The sequence below is a fragment of the Uniformispora flossi genome (assembly GCF_049534875.1).
Classification (GTDB): Bacteria; Actinomycetota; Actinomycetes; order Streptomycetales; family Streptomycetaceae; genus Yinghuangia; species Yinghuangia aomiensis.
Genome location: NZ_JBMULZ010000008.1, coordinates 176,853 through 193,538 on the forward strand (window position 1 = coordinate 176,853; position 16,686 = coordinate 193,538).

At 70.6% G+C, this 16,686-nt stretch carries 13 protein-coding genes; 12 read left to right on the forward strand and 1 reads right to left on the reverse strand.

Features of this window, described 5'->3' with window-relative positions; translation table 11 throughout:
- Positions 1-20 precede the first annotated feature (20 nt).
- From ACPA54_RS19785 to pyk, 12 genes are all read left to right on the forward strand, one after another.
- Positions 21-539, forward strand: coding sequence for a DUF2752 domain-containing protein (locus ACPA54_RS19785; RefSeq protein WP_423531556.1), 519 nt, complete (start codon positions 21-23; stop codon positions 537-539).
- A 237-nt stretch (positions 540-776) separates the two neighbouring features.
- Positions 777-1,583: an indole-3-glycerol phosphate synthase TrpC gene (gene trpC / locus ACPA54_RS19790; RefSeq protein WP_423531558.1), complete on the forward strand. Its 807-nt coding sequence runs from the start codon at positions 777-779 to the stop codon at positions 1,581-1,583.
- Between the two features lie 13 nt (positions 1,584-1,596).
- Complete coding sequence (gene trpM, locus ACPA54_RS19795) at positions 1,597-1,749, forward strand: tryptophan biosynthesis modulator TrpM (RefSeq protein WP_423531560.1); 153 nt, start codon at positions 1,597-1,599, stop codon at positions 1,747-1,749.
- 106 nt (positions 1,750-1,855) lie between these two features.
- A complete protein-coding gene (gene trpB / locus ACPA54_RS19800) occupies positions 1,856-3,082 on the forward strand; it encodes a tryptophan synthase subunit beta (protein ID WP_423531562.1) in 1,227 nt (408 codons plus the stop codon).
- Positions 3,079-3,879: a tryptophan synthase subunit alpha gene (trpA, locus tag ACPA54_RS19805; protein WP_423531564.1), complete on the forward strand. Its 801-nt coding sequence runs from the start codon at positions 3,079-3,081 to the stop codon at positions 3,877-3,879. Before trpB ends, trpA begins: the two co-directional genes overlap by 4 nt.
- Before the next feature lie 211 nt (positions 3,880-4,090).
- On the forward strand, positions 4,091-4,600 hold the full coding sequence (locus ACPA54_RS19810) for a MauE/DoxX family redox-associated membrane protein (protein WP_423531566.1): 510 nt from the start codon (positions 4,091-4,093) through the stop codon (positions 4,598-4,600).
- Positions 4,601-4,720: 120 nt separating this feature from the next.
- Positions 4,721-5,566, forward strand: coding sequence for a DsbA family protein (locus ACPA54_RS19815; RefSeq protein ID WP_423531568.1), 846 nt, complete (start codon positions 4,721-4,723; stop codon positions 5,564-5,566).
- A 97-nt stretch (positions 5,567-5,663) separates the two neighbouring features.
- A complete protein-coding gene (lgt, locus tag ACPA54_RS19820) occupies positions 5,664-6,731 on the forward strand; it encodes a prolipoprotein diacylglyceryl transferase (RefSeq protein ID WP_423531570.1) in 1,068 nt (355 codons plus the stop codon).
- A gap of 309 nt (positions 6,732-7,040) precedes the next feature.
- Positions 7,041-7,727, forward strand: a complete 687-nt coding sequence (locus ACPA54_RS19825; RefSeq protein WP_423531802.1) for a VIT1/CCC1 transporter family protein — start codon at positions 7,041-7,043, stop codon at positions 7,725-7,727.
- Between the two features lie 379 nt (positions 7,728-8,106).
- Entirely contained in the window at positions 8,107-12,666 is a 4,560-nt protein-coding gene (gltB, locus tag ACPA54_RS19830) for a glutamate synthase large subunit (protein WP_423531572.1), read from the forward strand.
- The gene (locus ACPA54_RS19835; protein WP_423531574.1) at positions 12,659-14,119 is read left to right on the forward strand and encodes a glutamate synthase subunit beta; all 1,461 of its coding nucleotides are present in this window, start codon (positions 12,659-12,661) and stop codon (positions 14,117-14,119) included. Before gltB ends, ACPA54_RS19835 begins: the two co-directional genes overlap by 8 nt.
- 293 nt (positions 14,120-14,412) lie before the next feature.
- Entirely contained in the window at positions 14,413-15,837 is a 1,425-nt protein-coding gene (gene pyk / locus ACPA54_RS19840; protein WP_345674452.1) for a pyruvate kinase, read from the forward strand.
- A gap of 72 nt (positions 15,838-15,909) precedes the next feature.
- On the opposite strand, the gene ACPA54_RS19845 is transcribed toward pyk, so the two are convergent.
- Positions 15,910-16,665 carry a transcriptional regulator gene (locus tag ACPA54_RS19845; RefSeq protein WP_423531576.1) on the reverse strand — a complete coding sequence of 252 codons (756 nt, stop codon included), beginning with the start codon at positions 16,663-16,665 and terminating at the stop codon, positions 15,910-15,912.
- Between the last annotated feature and the right edge of the window lie 21 nt (positions 16,666-16,686).

Sequence of the window (16,686 nt, forward strand, 5' to 3'; positions counted from 1 at the left end):
GGACGGCGGACGCGGCACGCATGCCCGCCCCGGCCGCCCTGCCGACCCCGACGCCGCGCCCGTGGCCCTGGCGCAAGGTCCCTGTGGGGCCGCCGGTGGCCGCCGGCTGGGGCGCGTATCCGTACGTCCCCCCGCCGCCCCGCAGCCTCCCCGTCCGCCTTCTCGCACCCGTCGTCTCGCTCGCCGGGCTGGCCGCCGCCACGACTTACGTCGGGCTCGTCGACCCGAACCGGCCCGGGCACTACCCGGTGTGCCCGCTGCTGCGCTTCACCGGGCTGTACTGCCCGGGCTGCGGCGGCCTGCGCTGCGTCCACGCGCTCGCGCACGCCGACATCCCCGCGGCGCTGGGGTTCAACGCGTTCGCGGTGGCGATGCTGCCCGTGGTGGCGGTGGTGTGGCTGCGCTGGGCGGTGCGCACGGTACGCGGGTTGCCCCGCACCAGCGTTGCCGATCCGCGGCTGGTCCGTGCCCTGGTCGCCGGGATCATCCTTTTTGCGGTGGTGCGGAACCTGCCGTTCGGTGCGTTCCTCGCCCCCTGAGCGGCGGTTTGCCCGTTCCGTGGACCTGTGGCGCGGCGGCTTTCCGAGACGCCGTATGCTGCCCCCACCTGTTCGACGGGACACGGGACGCCGGGTGCTCCGGCGGGCCGATACCATCGAAGGGCCGGAACCATCGGGCGACGCGGAGCGTTGTGGACGGCCTGGTCCGGGGGATGCCCGGTCCGACCAGTCGCAATGTGTTCCCGGCCCGCCGCCAGTGACGAGGGGATGCGAAGAGTGAGCGTGCTCGACGAGATCATCGACGGTGTGAACGCCGACCTCGCCGAGCGACAGGCCCGCGTATCCCTTGATGAAATCAAGGACTTGGCGGCGGCGGCGCCACCGCCCAAGGACGCGCTCGCCGCTCTGCGCACCGGCGGTGTCTCGGTCATCGCGGAGGTCAAGCGCTCCAGCCCGTCCAAGGGCGCGCTCGCCGCGATCGCCGACCCGGCCGGCCTCGCCGCCGACTACGAGGCGGGCGGCGCCGCGATCATCAGCGTCCTCACCGAGGAGCGCCGCTTCGGCGGCTCGCTCGCCGACCTCGACGCGGTCCGCGCCAAGGTGGACATCCCGGTCCTGCGCAAGGACTTCATGGTCACCAGCTACCAGCTCTGGGAAGCCCGCGCGCACGGCGCCGACCTGGCCCTCCTGATCGTCGCCGCCCTCGACCAGAACGCCCTGGTCTCGCTCATCGAACGCGCCAAGACGATCGGCCTCACGCCGCTCATCGAGGTCCACGACGAAGAAGAGACCGAGCGCGCCCTCGAAGCCGGCGCCCAGATCATCGGCGTCAACGCGCGCAACCTGAAGACCCTCGAGGTCGACCGGTCGAACTTCGCGCGGATCGCCCCGATGATCCCCGACACCGTCGTGCGCATCGCCGAATCCGGCGTGCGCGGACCGCACGACCTGATCGCGTACGCCAACTGCGGCGCCGACGCGGTCCTGGTCGGCGAATCCCTCGTCACCGGCCGCGACCCGCGCAGCAGCGTCGCCGACCTCGTCGCCGCGGGCGCCCACCCGGCGCTGCGCCACGGGCGCTGAACCGGAGGACGCCGTGAACTGCCGGGACCTGGTCGGGCGCTTCGCCCGCGGCGCCAAGCCGCGCGGCTGCCGCGCCCCCGCGCGCCGCGTGCTCGGCCGCCGGGTCCGGTTCGTCATCGGGTGCGAGCCCGGCCAGATCCAGGGACGGCGATGGCGCCGCTACTGACCTTGCGTCAGTAGCCGTCCGCAGCGGCCCGGCCTGCCCGACAGGCCGGACCGCCGGCCGCGTCATTCCCACAGAGACCACCAAAGATCCCAGAGGATCGTTCACCATGTCCCAAGCTGCACAGCCGGACCCGTCCGGCCACTTCGGCGTCTTCGGCGGGCGGTTCCTGCCCGAGGCGCTCATCGCCGCGCTCGACGAACTGAACGCCGCGTACGAGAAGGCCAAGACCGACCCCGAGTTCCAGGCCGAGTTCACCGGCCTGCTCAAGGACTACGCGGGCCGCCCCAGCATCATCACCGAGGCCCCGCGCTTCGCCGAGCACGCCGGCGGCGCCCGCATCATCCTCAAGCGCGAAGACCTCAACCACACCGGCTCGCACAAGATCAACAACGTGCTGGGCCAAGCGCTGCTCACCAAGCGCATGGGCAAGACCCGGGTCATCGCCGAGACCGGCGCGGGCCAGCACGGCGTCGCGACCGCCACCGCGTGCGCCCTCCTCGGCCTCGAATGCGTCGTCTACATGGGCGAAGCCGACACCCGGCGGCAGGCCCTCAACGTGGCCCGCATGCGCGTCCTCGGCGCCGAGGTCATCCCCGTGTCGATCGGCTCGCGCACCCTCAAGGACGCCATCAACGAGGCACTCCGCGACTGGGTCGCCAACGTCGACGACACCCACTACCTGCTCGGCACCGCCGCCGGACCCCACCCCTTCCCGGCGATGGTCCGCGACTTCGTGCGCATCGTCGGCGTCGAAGCCCGGCAGCAGGTCCTCGACCTCACCGGCAAGCTGCCCGACGCGGTCGCGGCGTGCGTCGGCGGCGGCTCCAACGCCATCGGCATCTTCCACGCCTTCATCCCCGACGAGGGCGTCAAGCTCTACGGCTTCGAAGCGGGCGGCGACGGCGTCGAGACCGGGCGGCACGCCTCCTCGATCACCGGCGGCGCGATCGGCGTCCTGCACGGCGCCCGCACCTACCTCCTCCAGGACGAGTACGGCCAGACCCAGGAGAGCCACTCCATCTCCGCCGGCCTGGACTACCCGGCCGTCGGCCCCGAACACGCCTGGCTACACGACACCGGCCGCGCCGAATACCGGCCGATCAACGACGACGAAGCCATGGAAGCCTTCCGGCTGCTGTGCCGCACCGAGGGCATCATCCCGGCGATCGAATCCGCGCACGCCCTGGCCGGCGCCCTCAAGCTCGGCAAGGAACTCGGCCCGGACGCGACCATCCTGGTCAGCCTGTCCGGCCGCGGCGACAAGGACATGCACACCGCCGCGCGCTACTTCGAACTGTTCGACGCCGACGTCCGCGAGGAGGACCAGCAGTGACCCGCCTGACCGAGGTCCTCGCCGCCGCCAAAGCCGAGAACCGCGCCGCCCTCGTCGGCTACCTGCCCGCCGGCTACCCCAGCAACGAGGGCTCCGCCGCGGCCGCCCGCGCCATGGTCGAGGGGGGCTGCGACATCATCGAGATCGGCCTGCCCTACTCCGACCCCCAGATGGACGGGCCGGTCATCCAGCGCGCCGTCGAGCACGCCCTCGCGCACGGCACCAACACGCACCACGTCATCGACAACGTGCGCGCCGTCGCCGAGACCGGGGCCGCGGCCCTGTGCATGACGTACTGGAACCCGGTCGAGCGCTACGGCGTCGAGCGGTTCGCCGCCGAACTCGCCGCCGCGGGCGGCTCCGGCGTCATCACCCCCGACCTGATCCCGGACGAGGCCGCCGACTGGATCGCGGCCACCGACAAGCACGGCCTGGACCGGATCTTCCTGGTCGCGCCGTCGTCGACCGACGCGCGGATCCAACTCACCACCGACGCCGCCGGCGGCTTCGTCTACGCGGCGTCCACCATGGGCATCACCGGCACCCGCGCCCAGGTCGGCGACAAGGCCGCCGAACTGGTCGCGCGCACCAAGAAAACCACCGACCTTCCGGTGTGCGTCGGCCTCGGCGTCTCCACCGCCGCCCAGGCCGCGGAGATCGCCGGCTACGCCGACGGCGTCATCGTCGGCTCGGCCTTCGTCCGCGCCCTGCTCGACGCCCCCAGCGAAGAAGCCGGCCTGGACGCGGTCCGCGCTCTGGCCGCCGATCTCGCGCAGGGAGTCCGCGCCGGACGCTGACCCCGGCGGCCGAGGTTCTCGAACGGCTCTTTATTTCGGACATAGCCCCATAGATGGCATCATGGCGGGCGGTTGTTGCCTTCACGGCAGCGGCCGCCCGTCGCTGTTTGACCTCAAGTGACCTCAACGAGTTACTGCGTACGAGGAACCTCGGGCCCTCCAAACCGGTTAAACAAGGGCACCCCACCCATCCGTGCCGGAGGTCTAACCCATGAATGCGGCCGTCGCCGTGGACCGCTCCACAGGCCCTACCGCCTTCCGCCGCGCGATCCCCTGGATCGGCCTCGCGGCACGCCTAGGCCTCGCCGCCGTCTGGGCATTCGCGGGCTGGGAAAAGGCGGTCAACCCCGCCCAGGCCGCCCAGGCCGTCCGCGCCTACGACGTCCTCCCCGAGAGCCTCGTCGAGCCCATCGGCTACGCCCTGCCCTACCTCGAGCTGGGCCTCGCCGCGCTCCTCGTCATCGGCCTCGGCACCCGCATCGTGGCCGGCATCTCCGCCCTGCTGCTCCTCGTCTTCATCGCCGGCATCTCGCAAGCCTGGGCCCGCGGCCTCGCCATCGACTGCGGCTGCTTCGGCGGGGGCGGCCCGATCGCCCCCGACCAGACCAAGTACCTCGAGGAAATCCTCCGCGACATCGGCTTCATCGTGCTCGCCGGCTGGCTGCTCTTCTTCCCGCGCACCCGGTTCTCCGCGGACGCCTGGCTGGCCATCGAAGACTGACGCCCCACCGCACCCCAGCGCCCGCCCCACCGCACCCCAGCACCCGCGCCGCCGCGACCGGCACCCCGCGGCGGCGGCCGCACCGAAAACCATCCGACAGATAGACGGTGACCTGAGGACATGAGCAAGAAGAACAACGACGGCAAGCGCACCGCACGCGACCGCATGGCGGCGGAGCGAGCCCGCCAGCAGGCCGCGGACAAGCGCAAGCGGGCGTTGATCATCGGGGGATCCGTGGTCGCGGTCCTCGCCGTCGCCGCCACCATCGGCATCGTGGTCGGCAACAACAAGTCCGAGAGCAACAACAGCAGCTGGTCCAACGCCGCCAGTCAGCCGCTCAAGGCGCCCGCGGGCGTCAACGGCACCGTCATCTCGTACGGCAGCAACCCCAACGCCCCGGTCATGACCGTCTACGAGGACTTCCGCTGCCCGATCTGCGACCAGGTCGAGGGCAAGCTCGGCGGCACCATCCAGCAGATGGCCGACGCCGGCACCATCCGCGTCGACTACCACATCGCGTCGTTCCTCGACCGCAACCTCGGCGGCAACGGCTCCAAGTACGCCGCCAACGCCGCCGCCTGCGCGGTGGACGCGGGCAAGTTCAAGCAGTACCACGACGTGCTCTACGCGAACCAGCCCGACGAGACCAGCGACAAGTTCGGCAACAAGGCCTACCTGCTCGAACTGGCGAGCAAGGTCGACGGCCTGCGCAGCCCGACCTTCGACGCATGCGTCAACAACCTGACCTACGCTCCGTGGGTGAAGGCCTCGCAGGAGGACTTCAACAACGCCAAGGTCGGCGACCAGCAGGTCACCGGAACCCCGACCATCGCCATGAACAACAAGAAGCTCGACTACGTCAGTGCCGACAAGAAGTCGATCATGGCCCCCGACGTCTTCAAGGCGCAGGTGGAGCAGATCATCGCCGGCATGAACGCGGCCCCGTCCGCGACCCCCGCCCCGTAAGCCCGCCCGCGGCCCGGGCGGGCGGCGCGGGGCGGCCGGCATCGACCGGCTCCTCGCCCTCCACCCGGGCCGCGGCACGTGTACCGTCGTGCCTGCCATGGACCTCGCATACATCCCCAGCCCGTCCCGCGGTGTCGTCCACCTGGGACCGCTGCCGCTCCGCGGCTACGCCCTGTGCATCATCATCGGCGTCGTCATCGCCATCTGGCTCGGCGAACGCCGCTGGGCCGCACGCGGCGGCCGGCACGGCACCGTCATGGACATCGCCGTGTGGGCGGTTCCGTTCGGCCTCATCGGCGGACGGCTCTACCACGTCTTCACGACGCCCGAGCCGTACTTCGGCACGGACGGCGACCCGCTCCAGGCCTTCGCCATCTGGAAGGGCGGCCTCGGCATCTGGGGCGCCATCCTGCTCGGCGGCGTCGGCGCCTGGATCGCCTGCCGGCGGCGCGGCATCCCGCTGCCCGCGATGGCCGACGCGATCGCCCCGGGCATCGTGCTCGCGCAGGCGGTGGGGCGCTGGGGGAACTGGTTCAACCAGGAGCTGTACGGCAAGCGGACCGACCTGCCGTGGGCGCTGAAGATCGACGCCGCGCACAGCCCGGACGGGGTCGCGGGGACCTTCCACCCGACGTTCCTGTACGAGTCGCTGTGGTGCATCGGCGTGGCGCTGCTCGTGCTGTGGGCGGACAAGCGGTTCACGCTCGGGCACGGGCGGGCGTTCGCGCTGTACGTGGCCGCGTACACGGTCGGCCGGTTCTGGTTCGAGTACCTGCGGATCGACGAAGCCGAGCACTTCCTGGGCATGCGGCTGAACAACTGGACGTCGATCCTGGTCTTCCTCGGCGCGGTCGCGTACATCGTGGTCTCCGCACGGAAGCGCCCCGGCCGCGAGGCGCCGGAGACGCTCCGCGGGACGCGGGTGTACCCGGAGGACGAAGAGGACGCGGCTCCGGTGGTGCTGGAGAAGGCGGACGACAAGGCCGAGAACAAGGCCGAGAACAAGGCCGAGAACAAGACCGAGGACAAAGCCGAGGGCAAGGCTGTGGACAAGCCTGAGGCCAAGGCCGTCGACGAGGGTGTCGACGAGCCCGAGTCGGAAGACCCGGCCGGGGAAGACGCCAAGGCCGGTGGCGGGAAGACCGCGCGGAACAACAAGGCCTGACGGCCTGTCCACAGGCTCGGTTGCGGGGGTGGGGGTGGTGGGGCCACCCTCGGGCGTTGCCGGGGGCGGTCTCATTTGACTTGGTCAAAGTCTGGGTCGCAGTGCTCTGACCTGGGCGTTTGGGCAGCCTTCCCTTGCTGGTGGGGGTGCCCTGCGGCACGGTAGCGTCAAGGGACCACACCGCTGAGGAAGGGCCCGACGTTGACGAGCATCGGCGAGATAGACGCACGCTCCGAGGCGCCGGAACCGCTTGCCGACGACCCCGGGGCAGCCTCCGAGGCCGGCGTCGGAGCAGTCTCCGAACCGGAGATCGACCACACCCACCGCGACATCGCGGGCGGCTGGCTGCGGCCCGCGGTGTTCGGGGCGATGGACGGCCTGGTCTCCAACTTCGCGCTGATCGCGGGCGTCGCGGGCAGCGACGCCACCGCGAAGACGATCGCCATCACCGGCCTCGCCGGCCTGGCCGGCGGCGCGTTCTCGATGGCCGCGGGGGAGTACACCTCGGTCGCGTCGCAGTCCGAGCTGGCCAAGGCCGAGGTGGAGGTCGAGCGCCGCGAGCTCGTCCGCGCACCCGAGGCGGAGATGCGCGAACTCGCCGAGATCTACGTCGCCCGCGGCCTCGACGAGGACCTCGCCTTCGAGGTCGCCCGCCAGCTCTCCCGCGACCCGGAACTCGCCCTCGAAGTCCACGCGCGCGAAGAACTCGGCGTCGACCCGCACGACCTGCCGTCGCCCTGGGTGGCCGCCGGATCCTCGTTCCTCTTCTTCGCCGTCGGCGCGCTGCTGCCCCTGCTGCCCTACCTGCTCGGCGCGACCGCGCTGTGGCCCGCGCTGATCCTCACCGGCATCGGCCTGTTCGTCGCGGGCGCCGTCGTGTCGAAGGTCACCGCCCGGCCGTGGTGGTTCGGCGGCCTGCGCCAGCTCCTCCTCGGTGCCGCGGCGGGCGGCCTCACCTACCTCCTCGGCATGGCGATCGGGCAGGGCCTCGGCTGATTTCCGCCGGGCCCGGCCTGCCGCCCCGCCCGTTCGCGACGGGCTTCGGCCGCTTGTGAGACATCCGTAACACCGCCGTCACCGGCACGCGCCGACCCGCGACCGAAAACGATCACCTTCGGCACGAAGCGCGACCGTTTCGGTGAACGGGTCGCCGGGAATGAGCCCTGGGCGCGGAGGCGGCGGTGGCAACCGGTCGGACACCGGCCCCCGGAACGACCCCGGATCCCCCACGGATCCACCCAAGGTGTCCGAATTCCGAGACAACGGTGTCTTGTGTTCCGGATGCCACAACTGATCGTGTAACCTGCACGAAATCGCAGAGGGCCAACGTCGTCCCTGTTGCGCACCACACGCCACGACGACGACGGGAGCGCCCATGCTTCCTGCTTCTGCCACCCCCCGCGGCCCTCTCTTCTCCGCCATTCCCGCGGCCCAGGGCCTGTACGACCCGAAGAACGAGCACGACGCCTGCGGTGTCGGTTTCGTCGCGACGCTCACCGGCGAGCCCAGCCACGACATCGTCCAGCAGGCCCTCACCGTGCTGCGCAACATGGAGCACCGCGGCGCCACCGGCGCCGAACCGGACACCGGCGACGGCGCCGGCATCCTCACCCAGATCCCGGACGCGTTCTTCCGCGCCGTCTCCGGCATCGACCTGCCCGCGCACGGCTCCTACGCGGCCGGCCTCGCCTTCCTGCCGAACGACGACGTCCACGCGGGCCGCGCCAAGTCGTCCATCGAGCGCATCGCCGCCGAAGAAGGCCTCAAGGTCCTCGGCTGGCGCGACGTCCCGACCACCCCCGAGCTGGTCGGCGCCACCGCCCGCGCCACGATGCCGCGATTCGCCCAGGTCTTCGTCGCCGACGCCACCGGCACCCGGTCCGGCATCGAGCTGGACCGCCTGGCCTTCTGCCTGCGCAAGCGCGCCGAGCGCGAGGTCGAGGTCTACTTCGCCTCCCTCTCCGCCCGGACCCTCGTCTACAAGGGCATGCTGACCACCGGCCAGCTGGAGCCGTTCTTCCCCGACCTGTCCGACCGGCGCTTCGCGTCCGCGATCGGCCTCGTCCACTCGCGGTTCTCCACCAACACGTTCCCGGCCTGGCCGCTCGCCCACCCGTACCGGTTCATCGCCCACAACGGCGAGATCAACACCGTCATGGGCAACCGCAACTGGATGGCCGCGCGCGAGTCGATGCTCGCCACCGACCTCATCCCCGGCGACCTGTCCCGGCTGTTCCCGATCTGCACCCCCGGCGCGTCCGACTCGGCGTCCTTCGACGAGGTCCTCGAACTCGTCCACCTCGGCGGCCGCAGCCTCCCGCACGCGGTCCTCATGATGATCCCGGAGGCCTGGGAGAACCACGCCTCCATGGACCCCGCCCGCCGCGACTTCTACCGCTTCCACGGCACCGTCATGGAGCCCTGGGACGGACCCGCGTGCGTCACCTTCACCGACGGCACCCAGATCGGCGCGGTCCTCGACCGCAACGGCCTGCGCCCGTCGCGCTACTGGGTGACCGACGACGGCCTCGTCGTGCTGTCCTCCGAGGTCGGCGTCCTCGACATCGACCCGGCGAAGATCGTCCGCAAGGGCCGCCTCCAGCCCGGCCGCATGTTCCTCGTCGACACCGCCACGCACCGCATCGTCGAGGACGACGAGCTCAAGTCCGCGCTCGCCGCCGAACACCCCTACGGCGACTGGCTGCACGCCGGCCTCATCAACCTCGGCGACCTGCCCGAGCGCGAACACGTCGTGCACACCCACGCGTCCGTCACCCGCCGCCAGCAGACCTTCGGCTACACCGAGGAAGAACTCCGCGTCATCCTCGCCCCGATGGCCCGCATGGGCGGCGAACCCCTCGGCTCCATGGGCACCGACAGCCCCATCGCCGCGCTGTCCGAGAAGCCCCGCCTGCTCTTCGACTACTTCGTGCAGCTGTTCGCGCAGGTCACCAACCCGCCGCTGGACGCCATCCGGGAAGAACTCGTCACCTCCCTCGGCAGCTTCGTCGGCCCGGAGGGCAACCTCCTCGACCCGACCCCGGCCGCCTGCCGCAACGTCGTCCTGCCGTTCCCCGTCATCGACAACGACGAGCTGGCCAAGCTCATCCACATCAACGCCGACGGCGACCAGCCCGGCCTCAAGGCCGTCACCATCTCCGGCCTCTACCCGGTCGACGGCGGCGGCGACGCGCTCGCCAAGCGCCTCGAAGAGATCCGCGCCGAAGCCACCACCGCCATCGCCGACGGCGCCCGCATCATCGTGCTGTCCGACCGGCACTCCGACGCCGAGCACGCGCCGATCCCGTCGCTGCTGCTCACCAGCGCCGTGCACCACCACCTGATCCGCACCAAGACCCGCACCAAGGTCGGCCTCATCGTCGAGGCCGGCGACGTGCGCGAGGTCCACCACATCGCGCTGCTCATCGGCTACGGTGCCGCGGGCGTCAACCCGTACCTCGCCATGGAATCCGTCGAAGACCTGGTCCGCGAAGGCGTGTTCCTCCAGGACATCGCCGCCGAGAAGGCCATCGCGAACCTCATCAAGGCGCTCGGCAAGGGCGTCCTGAAGGTCATGTCCAAGATGGGCATCTCCACCGTCTCGTCGTACCGCGGCGCGCAGGTCTTCGAAGCGATCGGCCTCTCCGACAGCGTCGTCGCCGAGTACTTCACCGGCACGACCAGCAAGCTCGGCGGCGTCGACCTCGGCGTCATCGCCCGCGAGGTCGCCCAGCGGCACGCCAAGGCCTACCCGCCCAGCGGCATCGCCCCGTCGCACCGCCGCCTCGAAATCGGCGGCGAATACCAGTGGCGCCGCGAAGGCGAACCGCACCTGTTCGACCCCGAGACGGTCTTCCGCCTCCAGCACTCCACCCGCACACGCCGCTACGACATCTTCAAGAAGTACACGCAGCGCGTCGACGAGCAGTCCGAACGCCTCATGACGCTCCGCGGCCTCTTCACGTTCAAGGACGCCCGCACCCCCATCTCCATCGACGAGGTCGAACCCGTCAGCGAGATCGTCAAGCGGTTCTCCACCGGCGCCATGTCCTACGGCTCCATCTCCATGGAAGCCCACCAGACCCTCGCCATCGCGATGAACCAGCTCGGCGGCAAGTCCAACACCGGCGAAGGCGGCGAAGACCCCGAGCGCCTCCACGACCCCGCCCGCCGCTCGGCGATCAAGCAGGTCGCATCCGGCCGCTTCGGCGTCACCTCCGAGTACCTCGTCAACGCCGACGACATCCAGATCAAGATGGCCCAGGGCGCCAAGCCCGGCGAAGGCGGCCAGCTGCCCGGCCACAAGGTCTACCCGTGGGTCGCCAAGACCCGGCACTCCACCCCCGGCGTCGGCCTCATCTCGCCGCCCCCGCACCACGACATCTACTCGATCGAAGACCTCGCCCAGCTCATCCACGACCTCAAGAACGCCAACCCCCAGGCGCGCATCCACGTGAAGCTCGTCGCCGAGGTCGGCGTCGGAACGGTCGCGGCGGGCGTCAGCAAGGCCCACGCCGACGTCGTCCTCATCTCCGGCCACGACGGCGGCACCGGCGCCTCCCCGCTGACCTCCCTCAAGCACGCCGGCGGCCCCTGGGAACTCGGCCTCGCCGAAACCCAGCAGACCCTGCTGCTCAACGGCCTGCGCGACCGCATCGTCGTGCAGACCGACGGCCAGCTCAAGACCGGCCGCGACGTCGTCGTCGCCGCCCTCCTCGGCGCCGAGGAATACGGCTTCGCCACCGCACCGCTCGTCGTGTCCGGCTGCATCATGATGCGCGTCTGCCACCTCGACACCTGCCCGGTCGGCGTCGCCACCCAGAACCCCGAGCTGCGCTCCCGGTTCTCCGGCAAGGCCGAATTCGTCGTCAACTTCTTCGAGTTCATCGCCGAAGAAGTCCGCGAACACCTCGCCGCCCTCGGCTTCCGCAGCCTCGACGAGGCCATCGGACACGCCGAACTCCTCGACACCACCGCCGCCGTCGACCACTGGAAGGCCGCCGGCCTCGACCTGGCCCCGCTCTTCCACGTCCCGGCGCTCCCCGAGGGCGCGGCCCTGCACCGCACCACCGCCCAGGACCACGGACTCGCCAAGGCACTCGACAACCAGCTCATCGAACTGGCCGCCGACGCCCTCGACAACGGCGAACCCGTCCGCATCCAACTCCCCGTGCAGAACATCAACCGCACCGTCGGCACGATGCTCGGCCACGAGGTCACCAAGCGGTACCGCGGCGCCGGCCTCCCCGACGACACCATCGACATCACCCTCACCGGCTCCGCAGGCCAGTCCTTCGGCGCCTTCGTCCCGCGCGGCATCACCCTGCGCCTCGAAGGCGACGGCAACGACTACGTCGGCAAGGGCCTCTCCGGCGGCCGCATCATCGTCCGCCCCGCCCGCACCGCCACGTTCGCCGCCGAGGACAACGTCATCGCCGGCAACACCATCGCCTACGGCGCCACCGGCGGCGAAATACTCCTCCGCGGCCGAGTCGGCGAACGCTTCTGCGTCCGCAACTCCGGCGCCACCGTCGTCTCCGAAGGCGTCGGCGACCACGGCTGCGAGTACATGACCGGCGGCACGGCCGTCGTCCTCGGCCCCACCGGACGCAACTTCGCGGCCGGCATGTCCGGCGGCGTCGCCTACCTCCTCGACCTCGACCCGGCCAACGTCAACACCGAACTCGCCGGCATCGAAGAACTCGACGACACCGACCGGCTCACGCTGCACGACGTCGTGCGGCGCCACCACGAGGAGACCGGATCCGCCGTCGCGGAAGCCCTCCTCGCCGACTGGGACACGTCGTCCCGGCGCTTCGGCAAGATCATGCCGAGGGACTACAAGGCAGTGCTCGCCGCCAAGGACGCCGCCGAGCAGGCCGGACTCACCGAGTCCGAGACCGTCCAGAAGATGATGGAGGCGGCACATGGCTGACCCGAAGGGATTCCTCACCACCCCCCAGCAGCACGGCGTCCGTCGCCCCGTCGACGTCCGCCTCCGCGACTGGAAGGAGGTGTACGAGGAGCGCACCCTGCTCCCGATCATCACCAAGCAGGCCGGCCGCTGCATGGACTGCGGCATCCCCTTCTGCCACAACGGCTGCCCCCTCGGGAACCTCATCCCCGAGTGGAACGACCTGACCTGGCGCGAAGACTGGAAGGGCGCCGCCGAACGCCTCCACGCCACCAACAACTTCCCCGAGTTCACCGGGCGCCTCTGCCCGGCCCCGTGCGAAGCCGCGTGCGTGCTCGGCATCAACCAGCCCGCCGTCACCATCAAGAACGTCGAGGTGTCGATCATCGACCGGGCCTGGGACGACGGCAACGTCGCCCCCCAGCCGCCCGAGCGACTCTCCGGCAAGACCGTCGCCGTCATCGGCTCCGGCCCCGCCGGCCTCGCCGCCGCCCAGCAGCTCACCCGCGCCGGCCACACCGTCGCCGTCTACGAACGCGCCGACCGCATCGGCGGGCTGCTCCGCTACGGCATCCCCGAGTTCAAGATGGAGAAGCGCCACATCAACCGCCGCATCGAACAGATGCGCGCGGAAGGCACCAAGTTCTACACCGGCATGCAGATCGGCACCGACGTCGACGCCGCCAAGCTCCGCAACCGCTACGACGCCGTCGTCGTCGCCGCGGGCGCCACCGCCTGGCGCGACCTGCCCGCCCCCGGCCGCGAACTCGGCGGCATCCACCAGGCCATGGAATACCTGCCCTACGCCAACAAGGTGCAGGAAGGCGACCTCGTCACCTCGCCCATCGACGTGCAGGGCAAGCACGTCGTCATCATCGGCGGCGGCGACACCGGCGCGGACTGCCTCGGCACCGCACACCGCCAAGGCGCCGCCTCGGTCACCCAGCTGGAGATCATGCCCCGGCCGCCGGAGGAGCGCCCGGACAGCCAGCCGTGGCCGACGTACCCGATGACCTACCGCGTCGCCAGCGCCCACGAGGAAGGCGGCGAGCGCGTCTACGCCGTCAACACCCTCGAATTCGCCGGCGGCGAAGACGGCCGGGTCCGCGCGCTGCGCATCGTCGACGTCGAAATGGTCGACGGCCGGTTCCAGCCGGTCGAGGGGACCGAACGCGAAATCCCCGCCGACTACGTCTTCCTCGCCATGGGCTTCGTCGGCACCGACCGGGCCAACGGCCTCGTCGAACAGCTCGGCCTCGCCCTCGACGAGCGCGGCAACATCGCCCGCGACGGCGCCTACGCCACCAACGTCGGCGGCGTCTTCGCGGCCGGCGACGCCGGCCGCGGCCAGTCGCTCATCGTCTGGGCCATCGCCGAAGGCCGCTCCTGCGCGGCCGAGGTCGACGCCTGGCTCACCGGCAGCACCAACCTGCCCCGGCCGATCAAGCCGACCGACCGGCAACTGCTGGTCTGACCGGATCTCGGCGGGCGGGGCCTCTTGCGGGCCCCGCCCGCCGCCCGGCGCAGCCCTCCCTCCGGCGCGCCGTCCCGCTCGCCTCGCCACCCACCCTCACCACCGTGCGCCCCCGGAACCCCGGCCGGGCGCGCGGACCGCAGAACCAACCAGGGCCCCTGTGTCGTTATTCACGGCACGGGGGCCTTGTCCGTGCGCGGTTCCCGTAATGTTCAACAGAATGTTGACGAACCTTTAGCGGCAAACCGGACACCGCTGACTCGTTACTTTCCGGTAGGAATTAGGGTTGACCCATGCGTCGAGCGAAGATTGTCTGCACCCTGGGCCCAGCGACCAACAGCTACGAGCAGATCCGCACGCTCGTGGACGCAGGCATGGACGTAGCCCGCTTCAACCTCAGCCACGGCTCCTACGCCGAACACGAGGAGCGCTACCACCGGGTGCGCAAGGCCTCCGACGAGTCCGGCCGCAGCGTCGGCATCCTCATGGACCTCCAAGGCCCCAAGATCCGGCTCGGGAACTTCGCCGAAGGCCCCGTCCTCCTCGAACGCGGCGACGAATTCACCATCACCACCGACGAGGTCCCCGGCGACCGCAACGAGGTCTCCACCACCTACAAGGGCCTCCCCGGCGACGTCGCCAAGGGCGAGCGCATCCTCGTCGACGACGGCCGCGTCACCCTCGAAGTGACCGACGTCGAAGGACCCCGCGTCCACACCATGGTCATCGAAGGCGGCATGGTCTCCGACCACAAGGGGCTCAACCTCCCCGGCGTGGCCGTCAGCGTCCCCGCACTGTCCGACAAGGACATGGAAGACCTCCGCTGGGCACTCCGCCTGCGCTGCGACCTCATCGCGCTCTCCTTCGTCCGCAGCGCCGCGGACATCGAAGAAGTCCACCGCATCATGGACGAGATCGGCTACCACGTCCCGGTCATCGCCAAGATCGAGAAGCCGCAGGCCGTCGCCAACCTCGAAGGCATCGTCGAAGCCTTCGACGCCATCATGGTCGCCCGCGGCGACCTCGGCGTCGAAATGCCCCTCGAACAGGTCCCGCTCGTCCAGAAGCGCTGCATCACCCTCGCGCGGGCCAACGCCAAGCCGGTCATCGTCGCCACCCAGATGCTCGACTCGATGATCAGCGCCTCGCGGCCCACCCGCGCCGAGGCCTCCGACGTCGCCAACGCGGTGCTCGACGGCACCGACGCCGTGATGCTCTCCGGCGAGACCTCGGTCGGCAAGTACCCGATCGAGACCGTCAAGACGATGGCGCGGATCATCACCGCCGCCGAGGAGTCCTCCGCCCTCAAGGAAGAACTCCGCAGCCTCCCCGAGCCGCGCACCCAGGGCGGCGTCATCGCCTCCGCCGCCGCCGAGATCGGCGAGCGCCTCGGCGCCAAGTACCTCGTCGCCTTCACCCAGTCCGGCGACACCGCCCGGCGGCTCTCCCGCTACCGGCCGATGATCCCGACCCTGGCCTTCACCCCGGAGCCGTCGGTCCGCAGCCAGCTGTCGCTGACCTGGGGCGTGGAGACCTTCCTCGGCGAACTCTGCGAGCACACCGACGAGATGGTCCGCCAGGTCGACGCCGCCCTCCTGGAGATCGGCCGCTGCCGCCCCGGCGACGTGGTCATCATCACGGCCGGCTCCCCGCCGGGTGTGCCGGGGTCGACCAACATGATCCGGGTGCACCACATAGGAGAAATGCTCGGCAAGTGAGCGCCCCGATGACGTGAACACACCGCCGGGCCCCGAGACTTCGGTCTCGGGGCCCGGCGGTTTTGCGGACGGTCAGTACTTGGGGCCGACGTGGCGGTCCATGAGGGCGACGGAGGCGCGGCGGGCTATGGAGATGTTTCGCTCGTTGGTGCGCCGCCACTCAACGCCGAGTGAGTCGAGTGCGGTGGTCATGATCCCCATGATGTCGGTGGAGGCGTTGGTGAACATGTAGCGCGGGTACTCGTAGCGCTTGGTCTGGCCGGCGACGGTGCGGGTGGTCCAGTTGGTGAACCGCGAGCCGTCGGAGTGGATGAGGCCGCGGACCAGCGGCCACCGGTGATCGTCGACGATCTCCTCCTGCCAGTCGGCGAGTTCGATCTTCCGGTGGTGTTTCGGTCCGGGGCCGTGCTGGGGGAAGAGGCACGGCCAGTGCTTCCACAGCGAGGTCACAGAGTGGCAGCCCTGTTGCGGGACGCGGAACACGTGGCCCTCCGGCCGGACCGCGTACATTGCGGCCTCGCACTCGTCCATGAGGCCGGGCCAGGTGTCGCCGCAGGCGATCCGCAGGCCGTGGACGCCGCGGCGGTAGCTGCTGATACAGCCGTCGCCCAGATAGAGGCCGAGGAGGTAGGCATAGCGGTCGGGCTGATCGGGAAGTTCAGGGAAGTCCTGGCAGCGGATGCAGCCGGGTGGTCGCTTCGGCTCCGGATGTGCGCGCCAGTAGCGGATAGTGGCGTGGGCGACGCCGAGTTCGCGACTCACGGAGAGCATGCTGCGGCCTTGCGCCAAGAGGGCGAAGGCGTGGCGACGTTTCGCGATGTCGTACATGCATTCGACGATGCGTCATCG

Excerpts from the sequence above, each read along its gene's own strand:
- ACPA54_RS19785 (WP_423531556.1), top strand. The coding sequence starts at position 21 with ATGCCCGCCCCGGCCGCCCTGCCGACCCCGACGCCGCGCCCGTGGCCC.
- trpB (WP_423531562.1), top strand. The coding sequence starts at position 1,856 with ATGTCCCAAGCTGCACAGCCGGACCCGTCCGGCCACTTCGGCGTCTTC.
- ACPA54_RS19810 (WP_423531566.1), top strand. The coding sequence starts at position 4,091 with ATGAATGCGGCCGTCGCCGTGGACCGCTCCACAGGCCCTACCGCCTTC.
- ACPA54_RS19815 (WP_423531568.1), top strand. The coding sequence starts at position 4,721 with ATGAGCAAGAAGAACAACGACGGCAAGCGCACCGCACGCGACCGCATG.
- lgt (WP_423531570.1), top strand. The coding sequence starts at position 5,664 with ATGGACCTCGCATACATCCCCAGCCCGTCCCGCGGTGTCGTCCACCTG.
- gltB (WP_423531572.1), top strand. The coding sequence starts at position 8,107 with ATGCTTCCTGCTTCTGCCACCCCCCGCGGCCCTCTCTTCTCCGCCATT.
- ACPA54_RS19835 (WP_423531574.1), top strand. The coding sequence starts at position 12,659 with ATGGCTGACCCGAAGGGATTCCTCACCACCCCCCAGCAGCACGGCGTC.
- pyk (WP_345674452.1), top strand. The coding sequence starts at position 14,413 with ATGCGTCGAGCGAAGATTGTCTGCACCCTGGGCCCAGCGACCAACAGC.
- ACPA54_RS19845 (WP_423531576.1), bottom strand. The coding sequence starts at position 16,665 with ATGTACGACATCGCGAAACGTCGCCACGCCTTCGCCCTCTTGGCGCAA.